Raw genomic sequence first — 17,724 nt, 5'->3', positions numbered from 1 at the left:
GCATCGAAAGATGCCTTCACCGTACCGTTGCAGAGATATGCATTTGCAGCTAGGTCGGCGTTCATGCCGCGCTACGCCCTCAAAGTCGAATACCATGGTGGCCCGTTTGCCGGATGGCAGCGCCAGGCAGATCAACCGTCAGTGCAAGGCGCAATCGAGGCTGCGCTGGCCAAGCTTGAACCGCGCGATCACACCATCGCCGCCGCAGGCCGCACCGATGCAGGTGTCCATGGGCTGGCTCAGGTCGCCCATTGCGACATGGAAAAAGACTGGGATCCATTCCGGCTGTCCGAGGCGCTGAACCATCACCTGAGGCCACATCCTGTTGCGATAGTCGCCTGCACCCGCGTGGCAGAGGACTGGCACGCACGCTTTTCTGCCATCGAACGTCGATACCTATTTCGCATCCTGATGCGCCGCGCCCCTGCCACGCATCTTCGCGGTCTGGTCTGGCGGGTGAACAACCACCTTGACACGGACGCCATGCAAGCCGGGGCGGATCACCTGATTGGACGGCACGATTTCACCACCTTTCGCTCGTCCATCTGTCAGGCCGACAGCCCCTTGAAGACGCTGGATCGGCTGGATGTCACCTGTGTCGATGGTGTCCACGGACGGGAAGTACATTTCGACGTGCGGGCACGGTCCTTTCTCCACAATCAGGTACGCAGCTTTGTCGGCACGTTGGAGCGTGTCGGCGCCGGGGCTTGGCGCCCGGACGACGTCAAGAATGCGCTTGAGGCCTGTGACCGCTCGGCATGTGGGCCCGTTTGCCCCCCGGACGGATTGTATCTGGCCGGGGTCGGCTACCCGGACCATCCGTTCAGTTAGTCCAGTTCCATAAGCCCAGCCCCCGCACCACCGGCGCGTGAGGCATCACTGTCGGGGACATAGGTCTTCGCAGCTAGTATATTCAACTGTTCGGAGAGTGACGGATTGAGGTAAAGCCGTTCGGGTCGGCCCCGCGCACTGGGTTCCGAGAGCGATAGGCTGACGCGCACCTTGGACCCGGCAATCTCCAGCTCGGATTTGCACGGCAATGCTGTAAGCCAACTGACAAGCATAGAGCGGGTGCCAGCATCTTTTTCCGTGGCGCTGACGGGTTTGTTGTTCACCGACGCCGCTTCCACAATTGTTTCAACCCGGTGCGCCAGCGCGACGATACGCTCAGGCTCGGACAAAACGGCCTCAACTGCCCCTTGGGGACCATCGTCAGCCACGTGTCGGGCCAGCATCGCACCAAAGGCCAGGGCCTGCGCAGGAGGCACGCCCGCACCGCTGGCGGCCTTGACCCCCAGCGTCTGTATTTCAGTCCATGACATGTTCATCGCTCCATCGCCGGAAGCCACCAATCATCCATCTCGGGACGCAGTTCGTCCCCAAGCGGCGCGCCCTGCGCCAACGTGATACGTGTCCACAGGTCAGACTTGGGATCAAACTTTGTTGCCCCAAAGAAACTGAGCTTGCAACGAAGCATATCAATGGGGCGACAGGTCGCAGCAATCAGGTTGTCGCGGATTTCCGCATAAGGATAACGGCTTAGAAGGGCGACGCGATTGATGGCATGTGCGTGATCGGGGTGGTGTGCAGTGAATTCCGACACTGGTTGCGCACGATCCGGAAGGTCGGCATGCAGGCGCGCAACACGGCGCGCGATGTCGAGCGGCGTTTCCAATTCCGCTCCTGGCTCGGCAAAGCGATCGCCTAGCCGTGGTTCCAACTTGGCCTCACTCACATACCAGAAACGGCGGCACTGCTCGGTGTCTTCATAGTCATGGGCGAGGGCCCAAGCCCAGTCGGCCTTAATCGCGGCCCGGAGCACGTCCGTGTCTGCAAAAGGGACGATGAGAGGGCCAAATCGATCCCCCATGCCGTCGACCAGATCGTCAACATCCTCGGGGCAAACTTCGATCAGCAGTGCGGCCAGTAGTTCTTGCAAGCTGGCCATTTCATCTCGGGCTGCCTCCCAGAGCGCGGCAAAGGGGCGATGCCCTGGCAAAGCATCAAAGTGCATCAGGAAGATTGCCCAATCCTCTTCCAGTCGCCGCAGCACGTTGTCGTGATCCTCTGCCGGGACATGCCAATCGGCCAAATGCTTTTGTGCCCGTTGCGCGAGGGTCTTGATCCGCAGCGCCTGTGCCTTTGTCATCGTTTCGCGTGCCAGCACCCGTGCGAGGGCCGTTTCGCGCGCCTGTATCCAGTTGTTCAGCAACACCGGGTGGTTGACCAGGAAAGGGGCCATACCGAGCCCCGTGGCATTGCCAATGCCGATGTGCCGCGCAAGGTCTGGATCAAGTGTCCCACCGCCCACGTGCTGCACCAGATCCAGAGTGAAATGCCGGATCAGGTAAACCGTCAGCATTTCGGCAGCAAAGGGTCCCTCGAGCCCCGGACGGTCCGCGATCAACGTGCGGTCCGCGATCCCGAACTTGCCATTCCCGTAGACCGCGGTGGTGCGCATCAAATACCCGATGTCGCGGATCATGCCACTCTCAGGTTGCTGCCCCGTCCGCAATGCGGCCACCGTCGCTTCCCACATCCGCACCGATTTGTTGGCACGGCTGAGGACAAGGTCGCGCGGGCTGAACCGGCCTGCCTCTTGTTTCGGGGCCTGTTCGGCGATGCGGGCAATATCGGTTGGCGTCGCGATTCCATCAAACAGGACAAAGGCGGCGTCCCACGCCGTTGCGATCACCCTGTCGCTGCGTTGATCGGCTGGCAGGTCATTCGAGATGGCAACCAGGGAATAGGTATGCCCCCCAAGGTCAACAGCATAGGCCGCTTGCCCATGTCCATCGGCCGACATCTTCCAGTGAATACGCCGGATAGTGGCGTGCTCGGCGCAGAGGCGCCGGACTAGAACCCGCAAAAAGCTGAGCCGCGTGGGCATCATTTGTCCCATGCGTGCAAGGCGCATCACCGTTTCGGGTGGGCGCAAAGGCTCTGTATACGGGACATGATCTTTCATGCCTTCAATAGGGCCAAGAGTCGGCCTTGTGGCAAGTCATTTTGCGCAATTCGGCCCGTTCATGCAGGCCGTTGCATGGCTCTGACAATCACATCGCCTGTTGCGTGTATTTCTTCAGCTCGGCCCGTGCCACCTGACGGCGGTGCACAGCATCCGGTCCATCAGCAAGACGCAAGGTGCGCTGGTGCGTCCATGCAATGGCCAGCGGTGTGTCCTGACTGATCCCCTGCCCACCATGCATCTGCACCGCCTCATCAATGACCTTGAGCGAGACACGCGGAGCGACCACCTTGATCTGGCTGATCCAAGGGGCAGCGGCGCGTGCATCGCCCTGGTCCATCATCCACGCGGCCTTGAGGCACAAAAGACGCGCCATTTCGATCTCCATGCGGCACTCGGCGATGATGTCGTAGTTGGCACCAAGTTGCGCCAGTGGCTTGCCGAACGCTTCCTTGGACAGCGACCGCTTGCACATCAGCTCAAGCGCTGCTTCGGCCTGACCGATGGCACGCATGCAATGGTGGATGCGGCCCGGCCCAAGGCGCCCCTGCGCGATCTCGAACCCGCGCCCCTCGCCCAGAAGGATGTTTTCGGCGGGCACGCGGACATTGGTGAACCGGATGTGCATGTGACCGTGGGGGGCGTCGTCATGGCCATAGACCATCATGGGGCGCAGCACCTCGATCCCTTCAGTCCCCGCGGGGACAACGATCATCGACTGGCGTTTGTGCTTGGGCAGGTCGTCACCGCCTGTTTTTACCATGACGATGTAGACCTTGCAGCGTGGATCTCCGGCACCGGAAGCCCAGTACTTCTCTCCGTTCAAGACATACTCATCGCCGTCACGTACACAGGACATCGAAATGTTGGTCGCATCGGACGAGGCCACGTCGGGTTCCGTCATCAGATAGGCGGACCGGATTTTCCCTTCCAGCAGGGGCGCCAACCAGTCGGATTTCATCTTGTCGGTGCCGTAGCGCTCGAACACCTCCATGTTGCCGGTGTCGGGGGCGGAGCAGTTGAAGACCTCGGCGCCAAGCGGTGTCTTGCCCATCTCCTCGGCGAAATGAGCATACTCCACGGTCGACAGGCCAAACCCCTTGTCGCTGTCGGTCAGCCAGAAATTCCACAACCCAGCTGACTTGGCCTTGGCCTTCAGCCCTTCAAGGATTTCGGTCTGCCGGTCGGTGTATTGCCACCGGTCCCCTTCGGCGACTTCGGCGGCATATTCCTCTTCGAGCGGAATGATCTCATCCCGGATCATGGCGGCCATCCTGTCCAGAAGGTCACGGTTCTCGGGGCGTAGCGTGAATGACATGTCCATGGTGATCTCCTCCTGCTTTCCATCAGGGTGGCGGATCAACCGGACCGTGTCCACCGGGTCATGGACGTGACGCTAGGGCACTTGATCACGCGGCGCGCAAACCAAGGATCGCACGGGCCTGCGCTGAGGTTGCGACAGGACGATCATGCTTGGCGCAAATACAGGCCAACCGATCAACCAAAGCCGCGTTCGAGGGTGCAAGAGTCTGCTTGTCCAGACGCACATTGTCCTCAAGCCCGGCTCGCGCATGTCCACCCGCGGCAACGGCCCATTCATTCAGAACGATCTGGTTCGCCCCGATCCCCGCCGCACACCACGGCGCGTCCGGAAACAGGCGTTGAACGGTTTGCACATAGAAATCAAAGACATGCCGATCTGCGGGCATGGCGTTCTTCACTCCCATCACGAACTGGACATAAGGCGTATCCTTGATCTGTCCCTTGGCGTGCATCTCGGCCGCTTTCAGAATGTGGCTCAAGTCAAATGCCTCGATCTCGGGCTTCACGTCATAGGTGATCATCTCGGACGCCAGCCAATCAACCAAGTCCGGCGGGTTCTCGTAAACCCGTGTCGGAAAGTTATTCGACCCTACAGACAGCGACGCCATGTCCGGACGGAGCGGCAGCATTCCGCCGCGCGCCTTGCCCGCACCAGACCGACCACCCGTCGAAAGCTGCACGATCATGCCCGGACAATGCTTTTCCACGCCCTCTTTCAACAGCGCGAACTTGTCGGGGTCGGATGTGGTGGATCCATCATCATTCCTGACATGCGCGTGACAAATGCTAGCGCCTGCCTCGAACGCGGCGTGGGTGCTTTCGATCTGTTCCGGCACCGTGATTGGCACGGCAGGGTTATCCGACTTCTGAGGAACCGAGCCGGTGATGGCGACGCAAATGATGCAGGGGTCGGACATGAGGCGCCTTAATGTGAATGCTTTGCGATATCGTCCCTGAAACCCGGCGAAACGTCCAGTGCGCCCGCGCACGGAGCCTGTTTGCACGCAGCTGCGCCACTATTGGCACAAGGTAGCCCAAACGAGACATCTGCTGCGACAAATGCCTGATTATTCGACAGTATTTCAGGCAAACCACGGCATTTACGCCCTTTTTGTTGCGACCACGCCAAGAATATACAGGCTAAAGGTCATGGCAGGAAGACCCACGTATTTTGACGAGATGTTTGGCCATGGCACGGCAGCACGTGCCCCCTATGCCGATTATTGCGATTGGTTCCAACACGAGGACACGGCGCGCCTGCTGTCCAAGTCAGAGGAAGCCGAAGCGCTGTTCCGATTGATCGGCGTGACCTTCAACGTCTACGGCGATCCAGACGCCACCGAACGGTTGATCCCTTTCGATCTGGTCCCGCGCATCATCGCCGCCCGCGAGTGGGCCAAAGTCGCCAAGGGGATAGAACAACGCGTGCGGGCATTGAACGCGTTTCTGCATGACATCTACCACCGACAAGAGATCGTGCGCGCAGGCCGCCTGCCGGCCGAGATGATCGCGCGCAACGATGCTTTCCTGCCTGAGATGATCGGCGTCTCGCCCCCCGGCGACATCTATACACATATCGTTGGCACCGATCTGGTGCGCACCGGGGATGACGAGTTCTTTGTTTTGGAAGACAACGCGCGCACCCCTTCGGGTGTGAGCTACATGCTCGAAAACCGCGAGACGATGCTGCACATGTTCCCGGAGCTGTTCAGCAAGATCAAAGTGCAATCTGTCGGCCAGTACCCCCGTTCATTGCGCAAGTCTCTTTCAGCCTGCGCGCCGGATGCCTGCAACGGTCGTCCAACCATCGCGGTGCTGACGCCGGGCATCCACAACTCGGCCTATTACGAGCACGCGTTCCTTGCCGATCAAATGAGCGCCGAGCTGGTCGAAGGGCATGATTTGCGCGTCGTAGACGGGCGCGTGGCGATGCGGACCACGCGGGGCTACAAGCCCATCGATGTGCTGTATCGCCGGGTGGACGATGAATACCTCGATCCGCTGAACTTCAACCCGGACAGCGTTTTGGGTGTACCCGGCATCATGGATGTCTACCGCGCCGGCGGGATCACAATTGCCAACGCACCCGGCACCGGCATTGCCGATGACAAGGCGATCTACAGCTACATGCCGGACATCGTCGAATTCTACACCGGCGAAAAGGCAATTCTGCAAAACGTACCGACGCATCGCTGCTCGGAACCGCAGGCCCTGAAATACGTACTCGACAACCTTGCCGATCTGGTGGTGAAAGAGGTGCACGGCTCGGGCGGTTACGGGATGCTTGTCGGCCCTGCGGCATCGAAGAAAGAGATCGAAGAATTCCGCGCCAAGCTAGAGGCCGCCCCCGGTAACTACATCGCTCAACCGACTTTGGCCCTGTCTACCGTGCCGATCCTAACAGATGCGGGCCTTGCGCCGCGCCACGTGGATTTGCGCCCCTTTGTCCTTGTCTCGCCTGACCGGATCGACATCACGCCCGGTGGACTGACACGTGTAGCCCTGACCGAAGGGTCGCTGGTCGTGAACTCGTCGCAGGGCGGCGGGACCAAGGACACCTGGGTGCTGGAGGAGTAGCGCGATGCTGGGCAAGACCGCGGGCGGGCTCTTCTGGATGTTCCGCTATCTCGAACGGGCCGAGAACACCGCACGTATGATTGACGCGGGGCTGCGCATTTCGCTGACGCGATCGAGCGCTGCAGAAAGTGAATGGACGTCAATCCTGTCCTCAACCGGCCTGAGCGCAGCATATTCCGAGATACACGGCGCGCCCGATGGCCCAAAGGTGATCGACTTCCTGCTGCGCGACCCGAACAACCCCGGCTCGATCATGGCAGGGATCGAAGCCGCGCGCATGAATGCCCGGGTTGTGCGCACGGCGCTCACCCGCGAGGTGTGGGAGGCGGTGAACGAGTGCTACATGGTGCTGAAGCGACTGTTGGCTCAGCAAGTCCAAGACCGCGATCTGCCGCGGGTGCTGCAAGTGATCCGTCAACGCAGCGCTTTTGTGCGCGGGGCGCTGCACGGCACGATGGTGCGCAACCACATCTATAACTTTGCCCGGATCGGCACCTTTTTCGAACGGGCTGACAACACGGCGCGCATCCTTGATCAGAAATACTACATCCTGCTGCCCTCGGTCCGGCTGGTGGGCAGCCCATCCGACAACGTGCAGTGGGACACGATCCTGCGCGCCACATCAACGACACGGGCCTACCAAACCCTGCACGACGGAGAGGTGGACCCCAAAGCGATCGCAAAGTTCCTGATCCTTGACGGTCGCCTGCCGCGCAGCCTAGCCTTTTGCTATGGCAAGATCGGCGACAACCTCGGCTATCTGGAGCACGAATACGAGACCCGCCACACCTGCCAGTCCCTTTCCGATGCCCTGTGCTCGAAGTTCAAGGCGCACGACATGAACGCCATCTTTGATTATGGCCTGCATGAATTCATCACGGATTTCCTGCGGGACAGCGCGGCTCTGGGTCGCCAGATCGAAATCGACTACCGGTTTATTGAATGACCCCATGCGCCTGAACGTTCTTCACAAAACCCACTACACCTACGACGCGCCTGTTCCATACGGGCTGCAGCAGGTCCGCCTGCGTCCCAAGTCCCGCCTTGGTCAATTGGTCGAAGAATGGCGTATCGATGTGACCGGGGGGCAGGTAGAGGTGTCGTTCGAAGATGAACACGCAAATGCAGTTGATCTGGTCAGCTTCGCGTCGGGCCAGACCGAGATTGAGATCACTTGTGCCGGCATTGTCGATGTCGAAGACAAGGCGGGTATTGTAGGACCGCAAGGCGGATATGTTCCCTTGTGGCTGTTCCGGCGCAGTACGGTGCTGACCACACCGGGTGAGCACGTGCAGGCGTTGGCAGACAGGGCGCCCGCAAACTGCAGCGATCTGGATCGGCTGCACGCCCTGTCCGCCCATGTTCTTGAACAGGTGCCTTACTCAACTGATCAGACGGCCTCTGACCTCACGGCAGAAGCCGTGATGCAGGCAGGTCATGGTGTATGCCAGGACCATGCCCATGTGTTCATCACGGCGGCCCGCCTACTCGGGTTTCCTGCCCGCTATGTTTCGGGATACCTGATGATGGATGATCGGGTCGATCAGGACGCCAGCCATGCCTGGGCAGAAGCGTATGTGGAAGGCTTGGGTTGGGTGGGGTTCGACATTTCCAACGGCATCTCGCCCGACGCACGTTACGTGCGTGTCGCCACGGGCCTTGACTATCGCGGGGCCGCCCCGATTTCCGGCTTACGCTATGGTAACGCCGGGGAAGATATGTCTGTGACCTTGCAGGTGCAGCAGCAATAGCGCAGATTTGCCGCGACTAGAGGCGGGGACACACAAGATATGACCTATTGCGTAGGGATGCGGTTAGATGCCGGACTGATTTTTATGTCCGACACACGCACCAATGCGGGCGTCGACAACATATCAACCGTGAAGAAGATGCACACTTGGGAGGTGCCAGGTGAGCGCGTCATCGTGATCATGACAGCCGGAAACCTTGCGACCACGCAATCCGTCATCTCGCTTCTGGATGAGCGTTCTAAGGCCCCGGAAGATCGCAGCCCGTCGATCCTTGAAGCGCCGTCTATGTTTCAGGTCGCGAGAGAGGTTGGGCGGACGCTGAAAGAGGTGATCCAATCCAACGCCACAACGGGCATGGAAGCCGATGGCGCGTTTGGCGCAACCATGATCATCGGCGGGCAGATCAAGGGATCGCCGCCCCGCCTCTTCCTTGTCTATCCCGAAGGGAACTTCATCGAAGCTTCGGATGACACGCCGTTTTTCCAGATTGGCGAAGCGAAGTACGGCAAACCCATCATCGTCCGTGCGCATGATCCGACCATGCGTTTTGAGGATGCGGTAAAGCTGCTCATGGTCAGCTTTGACTCTACCATCAAGTCGAACCTGTCAGTGGGCCTGCCACTTGATTACTTGACCTATGATCGCGACAGCCTGTCTATCACCCATGCCGAGCGGATCGAAGCGGATGACCCATATTTCCAGACGGTATCGAATGGATGGGGCAGGCGCTTAAGGTCGCCTTTGATCAATTGCCTGAATTTGCCTTCAAGTGATCCCGCAGGCGCTGCGCGACAACGTGTTTTAGGGGGCTCCGCCCCCGCCCTGTGGGCTCCCCCGAGGTTATGCGTATTCCATTGCCTCTGTTTTATTCTCTGAGAAGATAGGGGCGGTCGGTTTCCTTGATGGCCATCGGGGAGGCTGGTGGCGGGCGGGCGTCCCCGAGGAATGACCCGATCTGCGGTCGCGTAATATCTTGCCACCCGTCACGTCTGTCCGGCCATCCGAACGGTAGAAGGGCCTTCGCGGCCGAGCATAAAGGATGCTTGCAAGCGCATCGTTGGCAAGGTCTCGGTCCGCGCATGCGGGTAACTCACCACGCGCGATGGCCCGATCAACGATAACCTTGCCGCGTTCGCGGCGCTCATATTGCAGAGTGTCCCTTATCTCGGCGCTCAATGCGCTGGTTCTGGCCATCTCGGCATGCAGGTCAGGCAGAATGCGCCTGATCAGCGGATGGCGAAGCGTCCGGCGCAGGGACAACAGGATCAACCGCAGGTCCTCCAATAACGAACCGCTGTCGGGGATTGGTGTAAGGTTCAGGCCAACCGACTTGATCAGGTCGATCGCCATGTCCTGTTTTGACGACCAGCGGCGATAGAGCGCCGCTTTTCCGACGCCCGCCCGCTTGGCGACCCGTTCCAGGCTTAGCGCACCAAGACCGGTCTCCGCCCATTCCTCGAAAAATGCTCGGGCGAGTGCATCGGTCACGGACGGGCGCATCACGGCCGCTCCACTAGGCGCACGGGTGGACGCGCTCATCGCCAAATTTCGTCGGAACGGTTACGTTCCATCCATTTATCTCCTATATCGTCGATACGACACCGTTCCGTCCAAAAGGGAGACTTGTCAATGACTGCCCAACAAACCCGTTTCGAAGGACTTGCCGATATCCTGCGTGAAGGGCTAGGCACCCGGATTGCTCCGGGGGCGGAGGATTTCCTCGACATGTTCGCAGAGGACTGTGTGTTTGAGGCGCCTTATGCGCCGCCAGGATTCATTGTTCGCATCGACGGCCGCGATGCGTTGGAGCGTTACCTGATGGTTTTGCCCGACCTGATCCGCATCGACGATTTCTTTAACCTGCGGGTCAGTGAAATGGCGGACCCGAACAAGGTTGTGCTGGAGTTTCGCGGCAGTGGCGAAGGCAGAACCGGTGCCTCCTACGATCAGAAATGGATTTCGGTGATCGAAACGCGCGACGGCAAGATTGTCCATTACGCTGATTACTGGGACCCCCGGGTTACACTCGCCGCGACGGGCGATGCTGTTCCCCAGCCGGAGGGGGAGGGTTTTACCCGTGCGTGATACAATCCTTGTCACGGGCGGTACTGGCACAACCGGGCGTCGTGTATCCGCCCAGCTTTCGGAGCGCGGTTTTCGTTATCGCGTCGCAACACGCAATCCGAGCGCCAAAGACCACATCCGCTTCGATTGGATGGATGAAACCACTTGGGCAGCAGCGCTGGAAGGCGTCAAAGGCATTTACCTCGTCGCGCCCAGCGGTGTTGCAGAGCCTTTGCCCGTGATGATCCCGTTCATGGAACTGGCGATCCGCAATGGCGTCAAACGCTTTGTATTGCTGAGCGCATCCTCATTAGAGGTGGACGGCCCAATGATGGGTGCAGTGCATGCCTGGCTGCGCGACCATGCGCCAGAATGGGTCGTTCTGCGTCCAACGTGGTTCATGCAGAATTTCTCTGAGGGCCAGCACCTTGCGACCATCCGCGATGAGGGCGCGATCTATACCGCAACAGATCAGGGCCGGATCGGGTTCATCGATGCAGAGGATATTGCAGCCGTTGCAGTCGAAGCACTGACCCAAACAGAATGTGTATCAGGTGACATGATCCTGAGCGGACCTGCGGCGCTCAGTTACGATGCTGTGGCGCAGACGCTCAGCGACGTGCTGAAGCACCCGATCAAGCACCATCACCTGAGCGTCGATGAACTTGCCGCGCGATATATGGCCCAGTCCGGCCTGCCAGAAGCCTATGCCCAGACCCTCGCACAGATGGATGCAGACATCGCAGGGGGTTCGGAAGACCGCGTCACTGACGCCGTGGCGCGCATGGCCGGACGACCAGCGCGCGCGTTGGAGGAGTTCGTCGCCGCCAATGCGGGCGTTTGGAGCAAGAGGTGATGCGCGGCATCGCCCATCGTGGGGCCCGAACGACTCGATGCTTTTCGTGACCCCACGCGACTATGATTCTCAACATCAGATTGACCAATGACTAGACGAAACGTATACGTTTCGTACATTTTGAACTGGAGGAGACGCAGATGGGCATCGTGAAAATCAACGACGACCTGCATGAACAGGTTCGTCGGGCCAGCGCCGTCTTGTGCAGATCCATCAACGCCCAGGCAGAGTTTTGGATTAAAATCGGCATGTTGGCCGAAGCCAACCCGACCCTGACCTTCAACGACATCGTGAAGATGCAATTGGAAGCAGCGCAGGTGCGTGTCGCCGAGGTAGCGGCAGCCTAAAATGGTAAAGACACCCGACGAGTTGGATCTGATGCGGGTATCCGGCAGATTACTGGCGTCGGTATTCGAGATGCTGGACAGACAAAATCTGGAAGGCATGTCGACCTTGCAGGTCAACGATTTGGTCGACCGTTTCATCACCGTTGACCTCGAAGCCCGCCCAGCCAGCAAGGGGCAGTATGATTTCAAATATGTCCTGAACTGTTCGATCAATCACGTTGTTTGCCACGGCGTACCAAACCCGAACGAGATCATCCGCGACGGCGATATCGTCAATTTCGATATCACGCTCGAAAAGAATGGCTACATTGCGGATTCAAGCAAGACTTATCTGGTCGGCAATGCACCACCTCCTGCGAAACGACTGGTACGGATCGCCCAGGAGGCGATGTGGCAAGGCATAAGACAGGTGCGACCCGGAGCACGCCTGGGAGATATTGGCTTCGCGATCGAAAGATACGCCAAAAAGAACGGTTGCTCGGTTGTACGGGAATATTGCGGCCACGGCATCGGTCGCGAAATGCACGAGGAACCGCAGGTGCTGAACTTCGGACGACCGGGAACGGGCTTGAAGCTGCGCGAGGGCATGGTCTTCACCGTCGAGCCGATGGTCAACAAGGGCAGTCGGATGGTCGCCACCGAAAGCGATGGATGGACGGTCGTGACCAAGGATCGGAAGCTCTCTGCACAGTTCGAACATACAGTCGCAGTCACGGAAACTGGTGTGGAGGTTTTGACCCTGCGCAGCGACGAGACGCCCATGATAGAGCGAATGCAATGATCTGGCAGGTATCTTGTGCAAAACCCAATGCGGCATTGCCGAAGCAACCATCGGCAATGCCACAGCTTTGGCTCATGGATTAGTTTGCTGCCTGTTCAACCGGAGACAGCAAGTCTTCCAGACCGATCCGCCGGAACATCTCGGCCCGGACCCGATCAGCCACACCACTCAAAACCTCAGACCCGTCTTGGGATGGATCGACATGGACCCGGAACGGTCGTTTTCCAAACGGTGCATTCACAATATCGACGATGCCTTGTGCCACGGCGGACGGGTCTGCGTCGGCGGGTTCGAGCGATCGTAGCCCTTCAAGCGCCATTGAAGGAACGTCACCATAGGGACCGGTCAGATAGGCGTCGGCAACCGACTGGTCGTCCGGATGGCCAGCATGGGCAAAGTGATTGGTGCCAGCAGTGAAGGCACCGGGAACCATGATCGCGGTTTCGATCCCCCAGCGGGCCAGCTCGGACGCATAGGATACGGCAAGCGAATCCATGCCTGCCTTGGCGGCAAAGTAAGGCGACAGGAACGGCGGCGTCCCACCACGCGCGCTGCTGGACGACACCCAGACGATCAGCCCTTGGCCTTGTGCCCGCATCCTTGGCAGCGCCGACCGCATCACGCGTTGGGTCGATAGCACATTGATGTCGTAAAGCTGCGCCAGCTGTTGTGGGGTGAACGCCTCTGCCGGGCCGAATGACATATGGCCTGCGTTATGGACAATTACGTCAAGGCGGCCAGCCTCTTCAAAGATCTGATCGATCCCGGCGGCGACGGAGGCGTCGTCCACCACGTCGATCTCGGCCACGCGCAGATCGACATTGTTCTTGCGGGCGTAGTCCTTGGCCGCCTTAGCCTTCTCTGCATTGTGGCCGTCGGTTGCGCGCATGGATGCATAAACGGTATGGCCCGCATCAGCGAGAGCGTAGGCGGTCATCTCGCCAAAACCACTTGATGCGCCGGTGACGACGATGATTTGTTTTTCTGCTTCCTTTGTCATTTGATTGCTCCTTTACTACGAATGGAGGGTTAGCCCGTTCAGACCAACCCGCCGTTTGCGCGCAACGTCTGTCCGTTGACCCAAGCGCCGTCCTGCCCGGCCAGAAACGACACGACATTGGCAATGTCGCGGGGTTCCCCGAGCCGTTCTAGCGGGACCATCTTTGCGAAGCGTTCAATCAGCTCTGGCGACTTGCCATCAAGGAATAGATCGGTCGCGGTTGGCCCCGGCGCCACGGCATTGACCGTGATGTTGCGACCACGCAGTTCCTTGGAAAGTATGCCGGTCAGCGCCTCGATAGCCACCTTGGTCGCAGTATAGACGCCGTAGGTTTCCAGCTTGGTACCGACGACACTGGTAGAGAAGTTGACGATCGCCCCACCGCTTTGCAGTCTATTCGCCGCCTCGCGCAGCGTGTTGAATGTGCCTTTGAGGTTGACCGCGATATGCGCGTCAAACAGGGTATCGTCGCTGTCAGAGATCTTCGCCAGCTTCATGATGCCCGCGTTGTTCACGAGCACATCAACACCCCCAAAGGCGGTTTCAGCTGCATCGAACATGCGTCGCACGGCACCCGCATCGGACACATCCGCTTTGGCAGTGATGGCTTTACCACCCGCAGCCTCAATCTTGTCGACGACGGCAGCCGCCGCGTTTTCGCTGCCGGAATAGTTCACGATGACGTTGAAGCCATCCGATGCCAAACGTTCGGCAACGGCGGCCCCAATTCCGCGTGAAGCGCCGGTGACAATTGCAGTTTTAGATTTTGTATCGGTCATGAGACTTCCTTTCTATTTGCCAGCACCATGCTGGCGATGACCGACAGATATGCCGTTGATGGAGTGGGATAATGGGGTGTATTCTGACATGACTATTCGCTCTATACGAATAATGAGGACGCAATGGACCGGCTTGACGCAATGCAGCTTTTTGTGCGGATCGTCGAACGCCGCAGCTTCACGGACGCCGCCCACGATACCGGTACACCGCGATCCACCGTCACCGAAGTGATCCAGCAGATGGAGCAAAGACTTGGGGTGCAATTGCTCCACCGCACGACGCGCGTCGTGCGCCCGACCCTTGACGGGCAAGCCTACTACCAGCGATGTCTTTCGATACTTAATGACGTTGAAGAAGCCGACAGTGCCTTTGTCGGCGCCCCACCGAAAGGCCACCTGCGGATTGAGGTCCAAGGTACGCTAGCCAGACACTTTCTGATGCCCGGTTTGCCGGATTTCCTAGCCCGATACCCCAAGATCGAGATATCCATCAGCGAAAGGGATCGGTGGGTCGATCTGGTCGAGGAAGGTGTCGATTGTGCAGTGCGGTGGGGCGAGCTGCCCGACAGCGATCTGATCGTGCGACCACTGGGCATGGCAAAACGGATTACCTGCGCTTCACCGGACTATCTGGAGAAATTCGGAGAACCGACGTCGCTCAGCGATCTGGAGACCCACAAAATGGTCGGTATTTGGCCTATGTCTACGGGAGCGGTTCTTCCGCTCGACTTCATTGTGAAAGACCAAATCAAGAGCTTGAGGCCGCCCAGCCAAGTGTCGGTCAACGGCCCGGAGAGTTATCGCCTATCCACCCTGCTTGGTTTTGGTTTGGCGCAGATGCCGCTATTCCATATTGACGAAGATCTCCGGCTTGGAAGCCTCAATCAGGTTCTGGCAAAACATGACGTTCCGTCTGTGCCTGTCTCGCTTCTCTATCCGCGAAGTCGCCAGCTTTCAGCGCGTGTGCGCGTGTTTATCGACTGGGCGGTGAGGTCGTTTCAGGATGACAGGTTCATGTAGGGCGTCTTCCTATACCAACGGTGCTTTGTCATCTGGCGTAACGTCCGCGATTTGATCAATCGAGGTATTCCTGTTTCGCACCATTCCTCCTCAGACCGCAGTCGGAGCGTACAGGCCCGCTTCGATATCTGCGATCAGAGACGGTTCGGAAGGGCACCAGTTCAAGACTTCCCGTGTCCATGCGCCAGAGGCCGGGGTGTCGGAGGTCGCCATAAAGTGGAACCAATCGAAATAGGCCTGGGCCTCTTCGCCGGACTTGGGCGATACCGGCAGATTGAGGCTTTGGCCGAGCGCCTCCGCGATATCCTTGAACGGCACGGCTTCTTCGGCCACGGCATGGTAGTGGACGCCGCCTTCGCCCCGCTCCAAGGCTAGTCGGTAAAGGCGCGCGGCGTCCAGCCGATGCACGGCACACCAGCGGTTTTGCCCTTCATCTACATAGGCAGCCTCGCCATTCTGTACCGCTATGTCAGTCAGCATGCGCACAAAACCGTGGTCTCCGGCGCCGTGGACAGAAGGTGCTAGTCGTACGGCGGCAATCTTGACGCCTTTCCGCGCCATCTCTGCGCCCGCATGTTCTGTTGCCACGCGGGGGTTTGCCATATCCCCGGTGGGTGCGAGGTCGGTCTCGGTCGAGAATGCCCCAGGTGACAGAATTGCAGTGCCCGACGTCACAAGGAAAAGCCGGTCCGATCCAGCCAGTTCCGCACCAATGGCACGCACAACCTCGGCGTCATGGGCGCAGTTTTCGGCGAACTTCGAGAAGTCGTGATTGAAGCCAAGATGGATTACGGCGTCGGCCTTGACGGCCCCTTGCCGCAGGCTGACCAGGTCTTCGAGGCTTCCCTGGTGTGGTTCAGCACCAGCCTGATTAAGGGCATCAGCTGAGGCTTCGGACCGTGCAAGCCCAATGACCGAATGGTTGTTGTCCAACAGGTCGCGAACGACGGCCGAACCGACGTAGCCTGTTGCTCCGGTTACGAATACACGCATAGCTATCTCCTTTGTTGCACTTGGGTTGGTCGTCCAACCCAAATCTCATGAGACTAGATATAAGAGCGCTTCTGATACGTTGAATTTGTGATGGTCGCTAAAATGTTCGCAATCGTCCCAATTTGTTGTTTTCCGATGACCGGTTCGGTATTCTCAGCCAAAGCTGATTAACCGACTGGACCCCATGGACCCCCTGTCTGACATTCTTTCGATCCTGAAGCCGCAGAGCCACCTCGCAGGCCTGATCGACCTGGGCCACCCATCCGCAGTCGCCTTTCCGGGTCAGGCCGGGGCGCTGAAATGCAATACGATGCTTTCGGGGCAGTGCTGGGTGGCCGTCGAGGGAAGTGACACGCCGGTTCTGGTTGAGCAAGGCGACTTCTTTGTTCTTCCAAGTGGTCGACCATTTTCGATTGCAACAGGCCCTTCCTGTGTTCCCGAACCGCTGGAGCGCCTCTTTTCGACGCCTCTTTCCGAGCAACCTGCTGTCGTGAATGGTGGAGGTCACACAACGATCGCAAGCTGTCGTTTTACGGTGTCACAGGTCCAACCGGCGCATTTTGTCTTTATGCTGCCCCCGATCATCGTGATCCCCGCCGAACAGGCTGCCGCAGCGCAGTTGCAGTATCTGGTCGAACGCATTCTGGATGAAGTGGCTGCAGCCCGTCCCGGAGGGTTGTTGATTGCCCAACATCTGTCCCATGTCCTTTTGGTGCAGACGCTGCGGCACCGACATGATGCAAAGGATGGTGGCTTGGGCTGGCTGGCCGCGCTGGCGGATGCACAGCTCTCTCTGGCGTTGGCCGCGATCCACGCAGACATCGGACGTAAGTGGACGCTCACGGCTCTGGCGGAACACGCTGGTATGTCCCGGTCCGTATTTGCACGGCGCTTTCATGACGTATTGGGTGAGACCCCAATGGACTATCTGACAGACTTACGCATGGCCAAAGCGAGCGATCAACTCATGACTTCAAGCGATACGATTGCGGAGGTTGCCGAACGCGTCGGGTATAAATCTGAAAATGCTTTCAATACTGCGTTCAAACGTGTCGTGGGCAGCCCACCCAGACAGTTCGCAAACCAGTTTGAATCGTCGCTTGCAGTATAAGTAATAAGGCTTTGTCCTGAAACGGATGTCCGCTTATGGCGGATTGCGCGCATTCGTGAAAGCTGCAGCACTTGTGGGTTTGGGCTTGTCTTATGACTTCTGCATCGATCTGCGATGATTGATCCAGTGTTCTCTCGACTTTGGGGGGCATTGG

Annotated in this window: 19 protein-coding genes; 11 read left to right on the top strand and 8 right to left on the bottom strand. The window is 58.9% G+C overall.

Annotated elements, in window-relative coordinates:
* Positions 1-63: 63 nt before the first annotated feature.
* Positions 64-831 carry a tRNA pseudouridine(38-40) synthase TruA gene (gene truA / locus Q1A75_RS09235; RefSeq protein WP_299547039.1) on the top strand — a complete coding sequence of 256 codons (768 nt, stop codon included), beginning with the start codon at positions 64-66 and terminating at the stop codon, positions 829-831.
* On the opposite strand, the gene Q1A75_RS09230 is transcribed toward truA, so the two are convergent.
* The 4 genes from Q1A75_RS09230 to Q1A75_RS09215 all read right to left on the bottom strand — a co-directional run bounded on the left by Q1A75_RS09230 (position 828) and on the right by Q1A75_RS09215 (position 5,208).
* The gene (locus Q1A75_RS09230; RefSeq protein WP_299547036.1) at positions 828-1,322 is read right to left on the bottom strand and encodes a hypothetical protein; all 495 of its coding nucleotides are present in this window, start codon (positions 1,320-1,322) and stop codon (positions 828-830) included. The genes truA and Q1A75_RS09230 overlap by 4 nt on opposite strands.
* Before the next feature lie 2 nt (positions 1,323-1,324).
* Positions 1,325-2,968, bottom strand: a complete 1,644-nt coding sequence (locus tag Q1A75_RS09225; RefSeq protein WP_299547033.1) for a hypothetical protein — start codon at positions 2,966-2,968, stop codon at positions 1,325-1,327.
* A gap of 88 nt (positions 2,969-3,056) precedes the next feature.
* Positions 3,057-4,292: an acyl-CoA dehydrogenase family protein gene (locus tag Q1A75_RS09220; protein ID WP_299547030.1), complete on the bottom strand. Its 1,236-nt coding sequence runs from the start codon at positions 4,290-4,292 to the stop codon at positions 3,057-3,059.
* A gap of 85 nt (positions 4,293-4,377) precedes the next feature.
* Positions 4,378-5,208, bottom strand: a complete 831-nt coding sequence (locus tag Q1A75_RS09215) for a 3-keto-5-aminohexanoate cleavage protein (protein ID WP_299547027.1) — start codon at positions 5,206-5,208, stop codon at positions 4,378-4,380.
* Between the two features lie 232 nt (positions 5,209-5,440).
* On the opposite strand from Q1A75_RS09215, the gene Q1A75_RS09210 reads away from it, so the two are divergent.
* The 4 genes from Q1A75_RS09210 to Q1A75_RS09195 all read left to right on the top strand — a co-directional run bounded on the left by Q1A75_RS09210 (position 5,441) and on the right by Q1A75_RS09195 (position 9,495).
* Positions 5,441-6,868 carry a circularly permuted type 2 ATP-grasp protein gene (locus tag Q1A75_RS09210; protein ID WP_299547024.1) on the top strand — a complete coding sequence of 476 codons (1,428 nt, stop codon included), beginning with the start codon at positions 5,441-5,443 and terminating at the stop codon, positions 6,866-6,868.
* Positions 6,869-6,872: 4 nt separating this feature from the next.
* Entirely contained in the window at positions 6,873-7,814 is a 942-nt protein-coding gene (locus Q1A75_RS09205; RefSeq protein ID WP_299547021.1) for an alpha-E domain-containing protein, read from the top strand.
* 4 nt (positions 7,815-7,818) lie between these two features.
* A complete protein-coding gene (locus tag Q1A75_RS09200; protein ID WP_299547018.1) occupies positions 7,819-8,619 on the top strand; it encodes a transglutaminase family protein in 801 nt (266 codons plus the stop codon).
* A gap of 84 nt (positions 8,620-8,703) precedes the next feature.
* Positions 8,704-9,495 (top strand): peptidase, encoded by a 792-nt coding sequence (locus tag Q1A75_RS09195; RefSeq protein ID WP_366142193.1) that lies wholly within the window; start codon positions 8,704-8,706, stop codon positions 9,493-9,495.
* Here Q1A75_RS09195 and Q1A75_RS09190 read toward each other — a convergent pair.
* The gene (locus Q1A75_RS09190; protein WP_299547012.1) at positions 9,460-10,158 is read right to left on the bottom strand and encodes a TetR/AcrR family transcriptional regulator; all 699 of its coding nucleotides are present in this window, start codon (positions 10,156-10,158) and stop codon (positions 9,460-9,462) included. The genes Q1A75_RS09195 and Q1A75_RS09190 overlap by 36 nt on opposite strands.
* A gap of 90 nt (positions 10,159-10,248) precedes the next feature.
* On the opposite strand from Q1A75_RS09190, the gene Q1A75_RS09185 reads away from it, so the two are divergent.
* From Q1A75_RS09185 to map, 4 genes are all read left to right on the top strand, one after another.
* Positions 10,249-10,704, top strand: coding sequence for a nuclear transport factor 2 family protein (locus Q1A75_RS09185; RefSeq protein WP_299547010.1), 456 nt, complete (start codon positions 10,249-10,251; stop codon positions 10,702-10,704).
* Positions 10,697-11,539 (top strand): ergot alkaloid biosynthesis protein, encoded by an 843-nt coding sequence (locus tag Q1A75_RS09180; protein WP_299547007.1) that lies wholly within the window; start codon positions 10,697-10,699, stop codon positions 11,537-11,539. The genes Q1A75_RS09185 and Q1A75_RS09180 overlap by 8 nt, the downstream gene beginning before the upstream one ends.
* Before the next feature lie 140 nt (positions 11,540-11,679).
* Positions 11,680-11,886, top strand: coding sequence for a ParD-like family protein (locus Q1A75_RS09175; RefSeq protein ID WP_299547004.1), 207 nt, complete (start codon positions 11,680-11,682; stop codon positions 11,884-11,886).
* A 1-nt stretch (position 11,887) separates the two neighbouring features.
* Positions 11,888-12,667: a type I methionyl aminopeptidase gene (gene map, locus Q1A75_RS09170; protein ID WP_299547001.1), complete on the top strand. Its 780-nt coding sequence runs from the start codon at positions 11,888-11,890 to the stop codon at positions 12,665-12,667.
* Positions 12,668-12,746: 79 nt separating this feature from the next.
* Here the strand turns inward: map and Q1A75_RS09165 are convergent, their stop codons facing one another.
* Both Q1A75_RS09165 and Q1A75_RS09160 read right to left on the bottom strand, forming a co-directional pair.
* Positions 12,747-13,667, bottom strand: a complete 921-nt coding sequence (locus Q1A75_RS09165; protein WP_299546998.1) for an SDR family oxidoreductase — start codon at positions 13,665-13,667, stop codon at positions 12,747-12,749.
* A 38-nt stretch (positions 13,668-13,705) separates the two neighbouring features.
* A complete protein-coding gene (locus tag Q1A75_RS09160; protein ID WP_299546995.1) occupies positions 13,706-14,446 on the bottom strand; it encodes an SDR family oxidoreductase in 741 nt (246 codons plus the stop codon).
* Between the two features lie 123 nt (positions 14,447-14,569).
* Here Q1A75_RS09160 and Q1A75_RS09155 point away from each other — a divergent pair, with 123 nt between their 5' ends.
* Positions 14,570-15,466, top strand: a complete 897-nt coding sequence (locus Q1A75_RS09155; protein ID WP_299546993.1) for a LysR family transcriptional regulator — start codon at positions 14,570-14,572, stop codon at positions 15,464-15,466.
* 90 nt (positions 15,467-15,556) lie between these two features.
* Here the strand turns inward: Q1A75_RS09155 and Q1A75_RS09150 are convergent, their stop codons facing one another.
* Complete coding sequence (locus tag Q1A75_RS09150; RefSeq protein ID WP_299546990.1) at positions 15,557-16,459, bottom strand: SDR family oxidoreductase; 903 nt, start codon at positions 16,457-16,459, stop codon at positions 15,557-15,559.
* Positions 16,460-16,643: 184 nt separating this feature from the next.
* Here Q1A75_RS09150 and Q1A75_RS09145 point away from each other — a divergent pair, with 184 nt between their 5' ends.
* Positions 16,644-17,570 (top strand): AraC family transcriptional regulator, encoded by a 927-nt coding sequence (locus Q1A75_RS09145; protein ID WP_299546987.1) that lies wholly within the window; start codon positions 16,644-16,646, stop codon positions 17,568-17,570.
* Positions 17,571-17,724: the final 154 nt, after the last annotated feature.

Source organism: uncultured Tateyamaria sp. (assembly GCF_947504105.1).
In the GTDB taxonomy this organism is placed as follows: domain Bacteria; phylum Pseudomonadota; class Alphaproteobacteria; order Rhodobacterales; family Rhodobacteraceae; genus Tateyamaria.
The sequence above is the reverse complement of the archived record's forward strand: the minus strand, read 5'-3'. Positions and strand labels throughout refer to the sequence as shown.

Bases quoted from the DNA above. Each gene is read 5' to 3' on its own strand.
- truA (WP_299547039.1), top strand. From the start codon at position 64: ATGCCGCGCTACGCCCTCAAAGTCGAATACCATGGTGGCCCGTTTGCC.
- Q1A75_RS09230 (WP_299547036.1), bottom strand. From the start codon at position 1,322: ATGTCATGGACTGAAATACAGACGCTGGGGGTCAAGGCCGCCAGCGGT.
- Q1A75_RS09225 (WP_299547033.1), bottom strand. From the start codon at position 2,968: ATGAAAGATCATGTCCCGTATACAGAGCCTTTGCGCCCACCCGAAACG.
- Q1A75_RS09220 (WP_299547030.1), bottom strand. From the start codon at position 4,292: ATGGACATGTCATTCACGCTACGCCCCGAGAACCGTGACCTTCTGGAC.
- Q1A75_RS09215 (WP_299547027.1), bottom strand. From the start codon at position 5,208: ATGTCCGACCCCTGCATCATTTGCGTCGCCATCACCGGCTCGGTTCCT.
- Q1A75_RS09210 (WP_299547024.1), top strand. From the start codon at position 5,441: ATGGCAGGAAGACCCACGTATTTTGACGAGATGTTTGGCCATGGCACG.
- Q1A75_RS09205 (WP_299547021.1), top strand. From the start codon at position 6,873: ATGCTGGGCAAGACCGCGGGCGGGCTCTTCTGGATGTTCCGCTATCTC.
- Q1A75_RS09200 (WP_299547018.1), top strand. From the start codon at position 7,819: ATGCGCCTGAACGTTCTTCACAAAACCCACTACACCTACGACGCGCCT.
- Q1A75_RS09195 (WP_366142193.1), top strand. From the start codon at position 8,704: ATGTCCGACACACGCACCAATGCGGGCGTCGACAACATATCAACCGTG.
- Q1A75_RS09190 (WP_299547012.1), bottom strand. From the start codon at position 10,158: ATGAGCGCGTCCACCCGTGCGCCTAGTGGAGCGGCCGTGATGCGCCCG.
- Q1A75_RS09185 (WP_299547010.1), top strand. From the start codon at position 10,249: ATGACTGCCCAACAAACCCGTTTCGAAGGACTTGCCGATATCCTGCGT.
- Q1A75_RS09175 (WP_299547004.1), top strand. From the start codon at position 11,680: ATGGGCATCGTGAAAATCAACGACGACCTGCATGAACAGGTTCGTCGG.
- map (WP_299547001.1), top strand. From the start codon at position 11,888: ATGGTAAAGACACCCGACGAGTTGGATCTGATGCGGGTATCCGGCAGA.
- Q1A75_RS09165 (WP_299546998.1), bottom strand. From the start codon at position 13,667: ATGACAAAGGAAGCAGAAAAACAAATCATCGTCGTCACCGGCGCATCA.
- Q1A75_RS09160 (WP_299546995.1), bottom strand. From the start codon at position 14,446: ATGACCGATACAAAATCTAAAACTGCAATTGTCACCGGCGCTTCACGC.
- Q1A75_RS09155 (WP_299546993.1), top strand. From the start codon at position 14,570: ATGGACCGGCTTGACGCAATGCAGCTTTTTGTGCGGATCGTCGAACGC.
- Q1A75_RS09150 (WP_299546990.1), bottom strand. From the start codon at position 16,459: ATGCGTGTATTCGTAACCGGAGCAACAGGCTACGTCGGTTCGGCCGTC.
- Q1A75_RS09145 (WP_299546987.1), top strand. From the start codon at position 16,644: ATGGACCCCCTGTCTGACATTCTTTCGATCCTGAAGCCGCAGAGCCAC.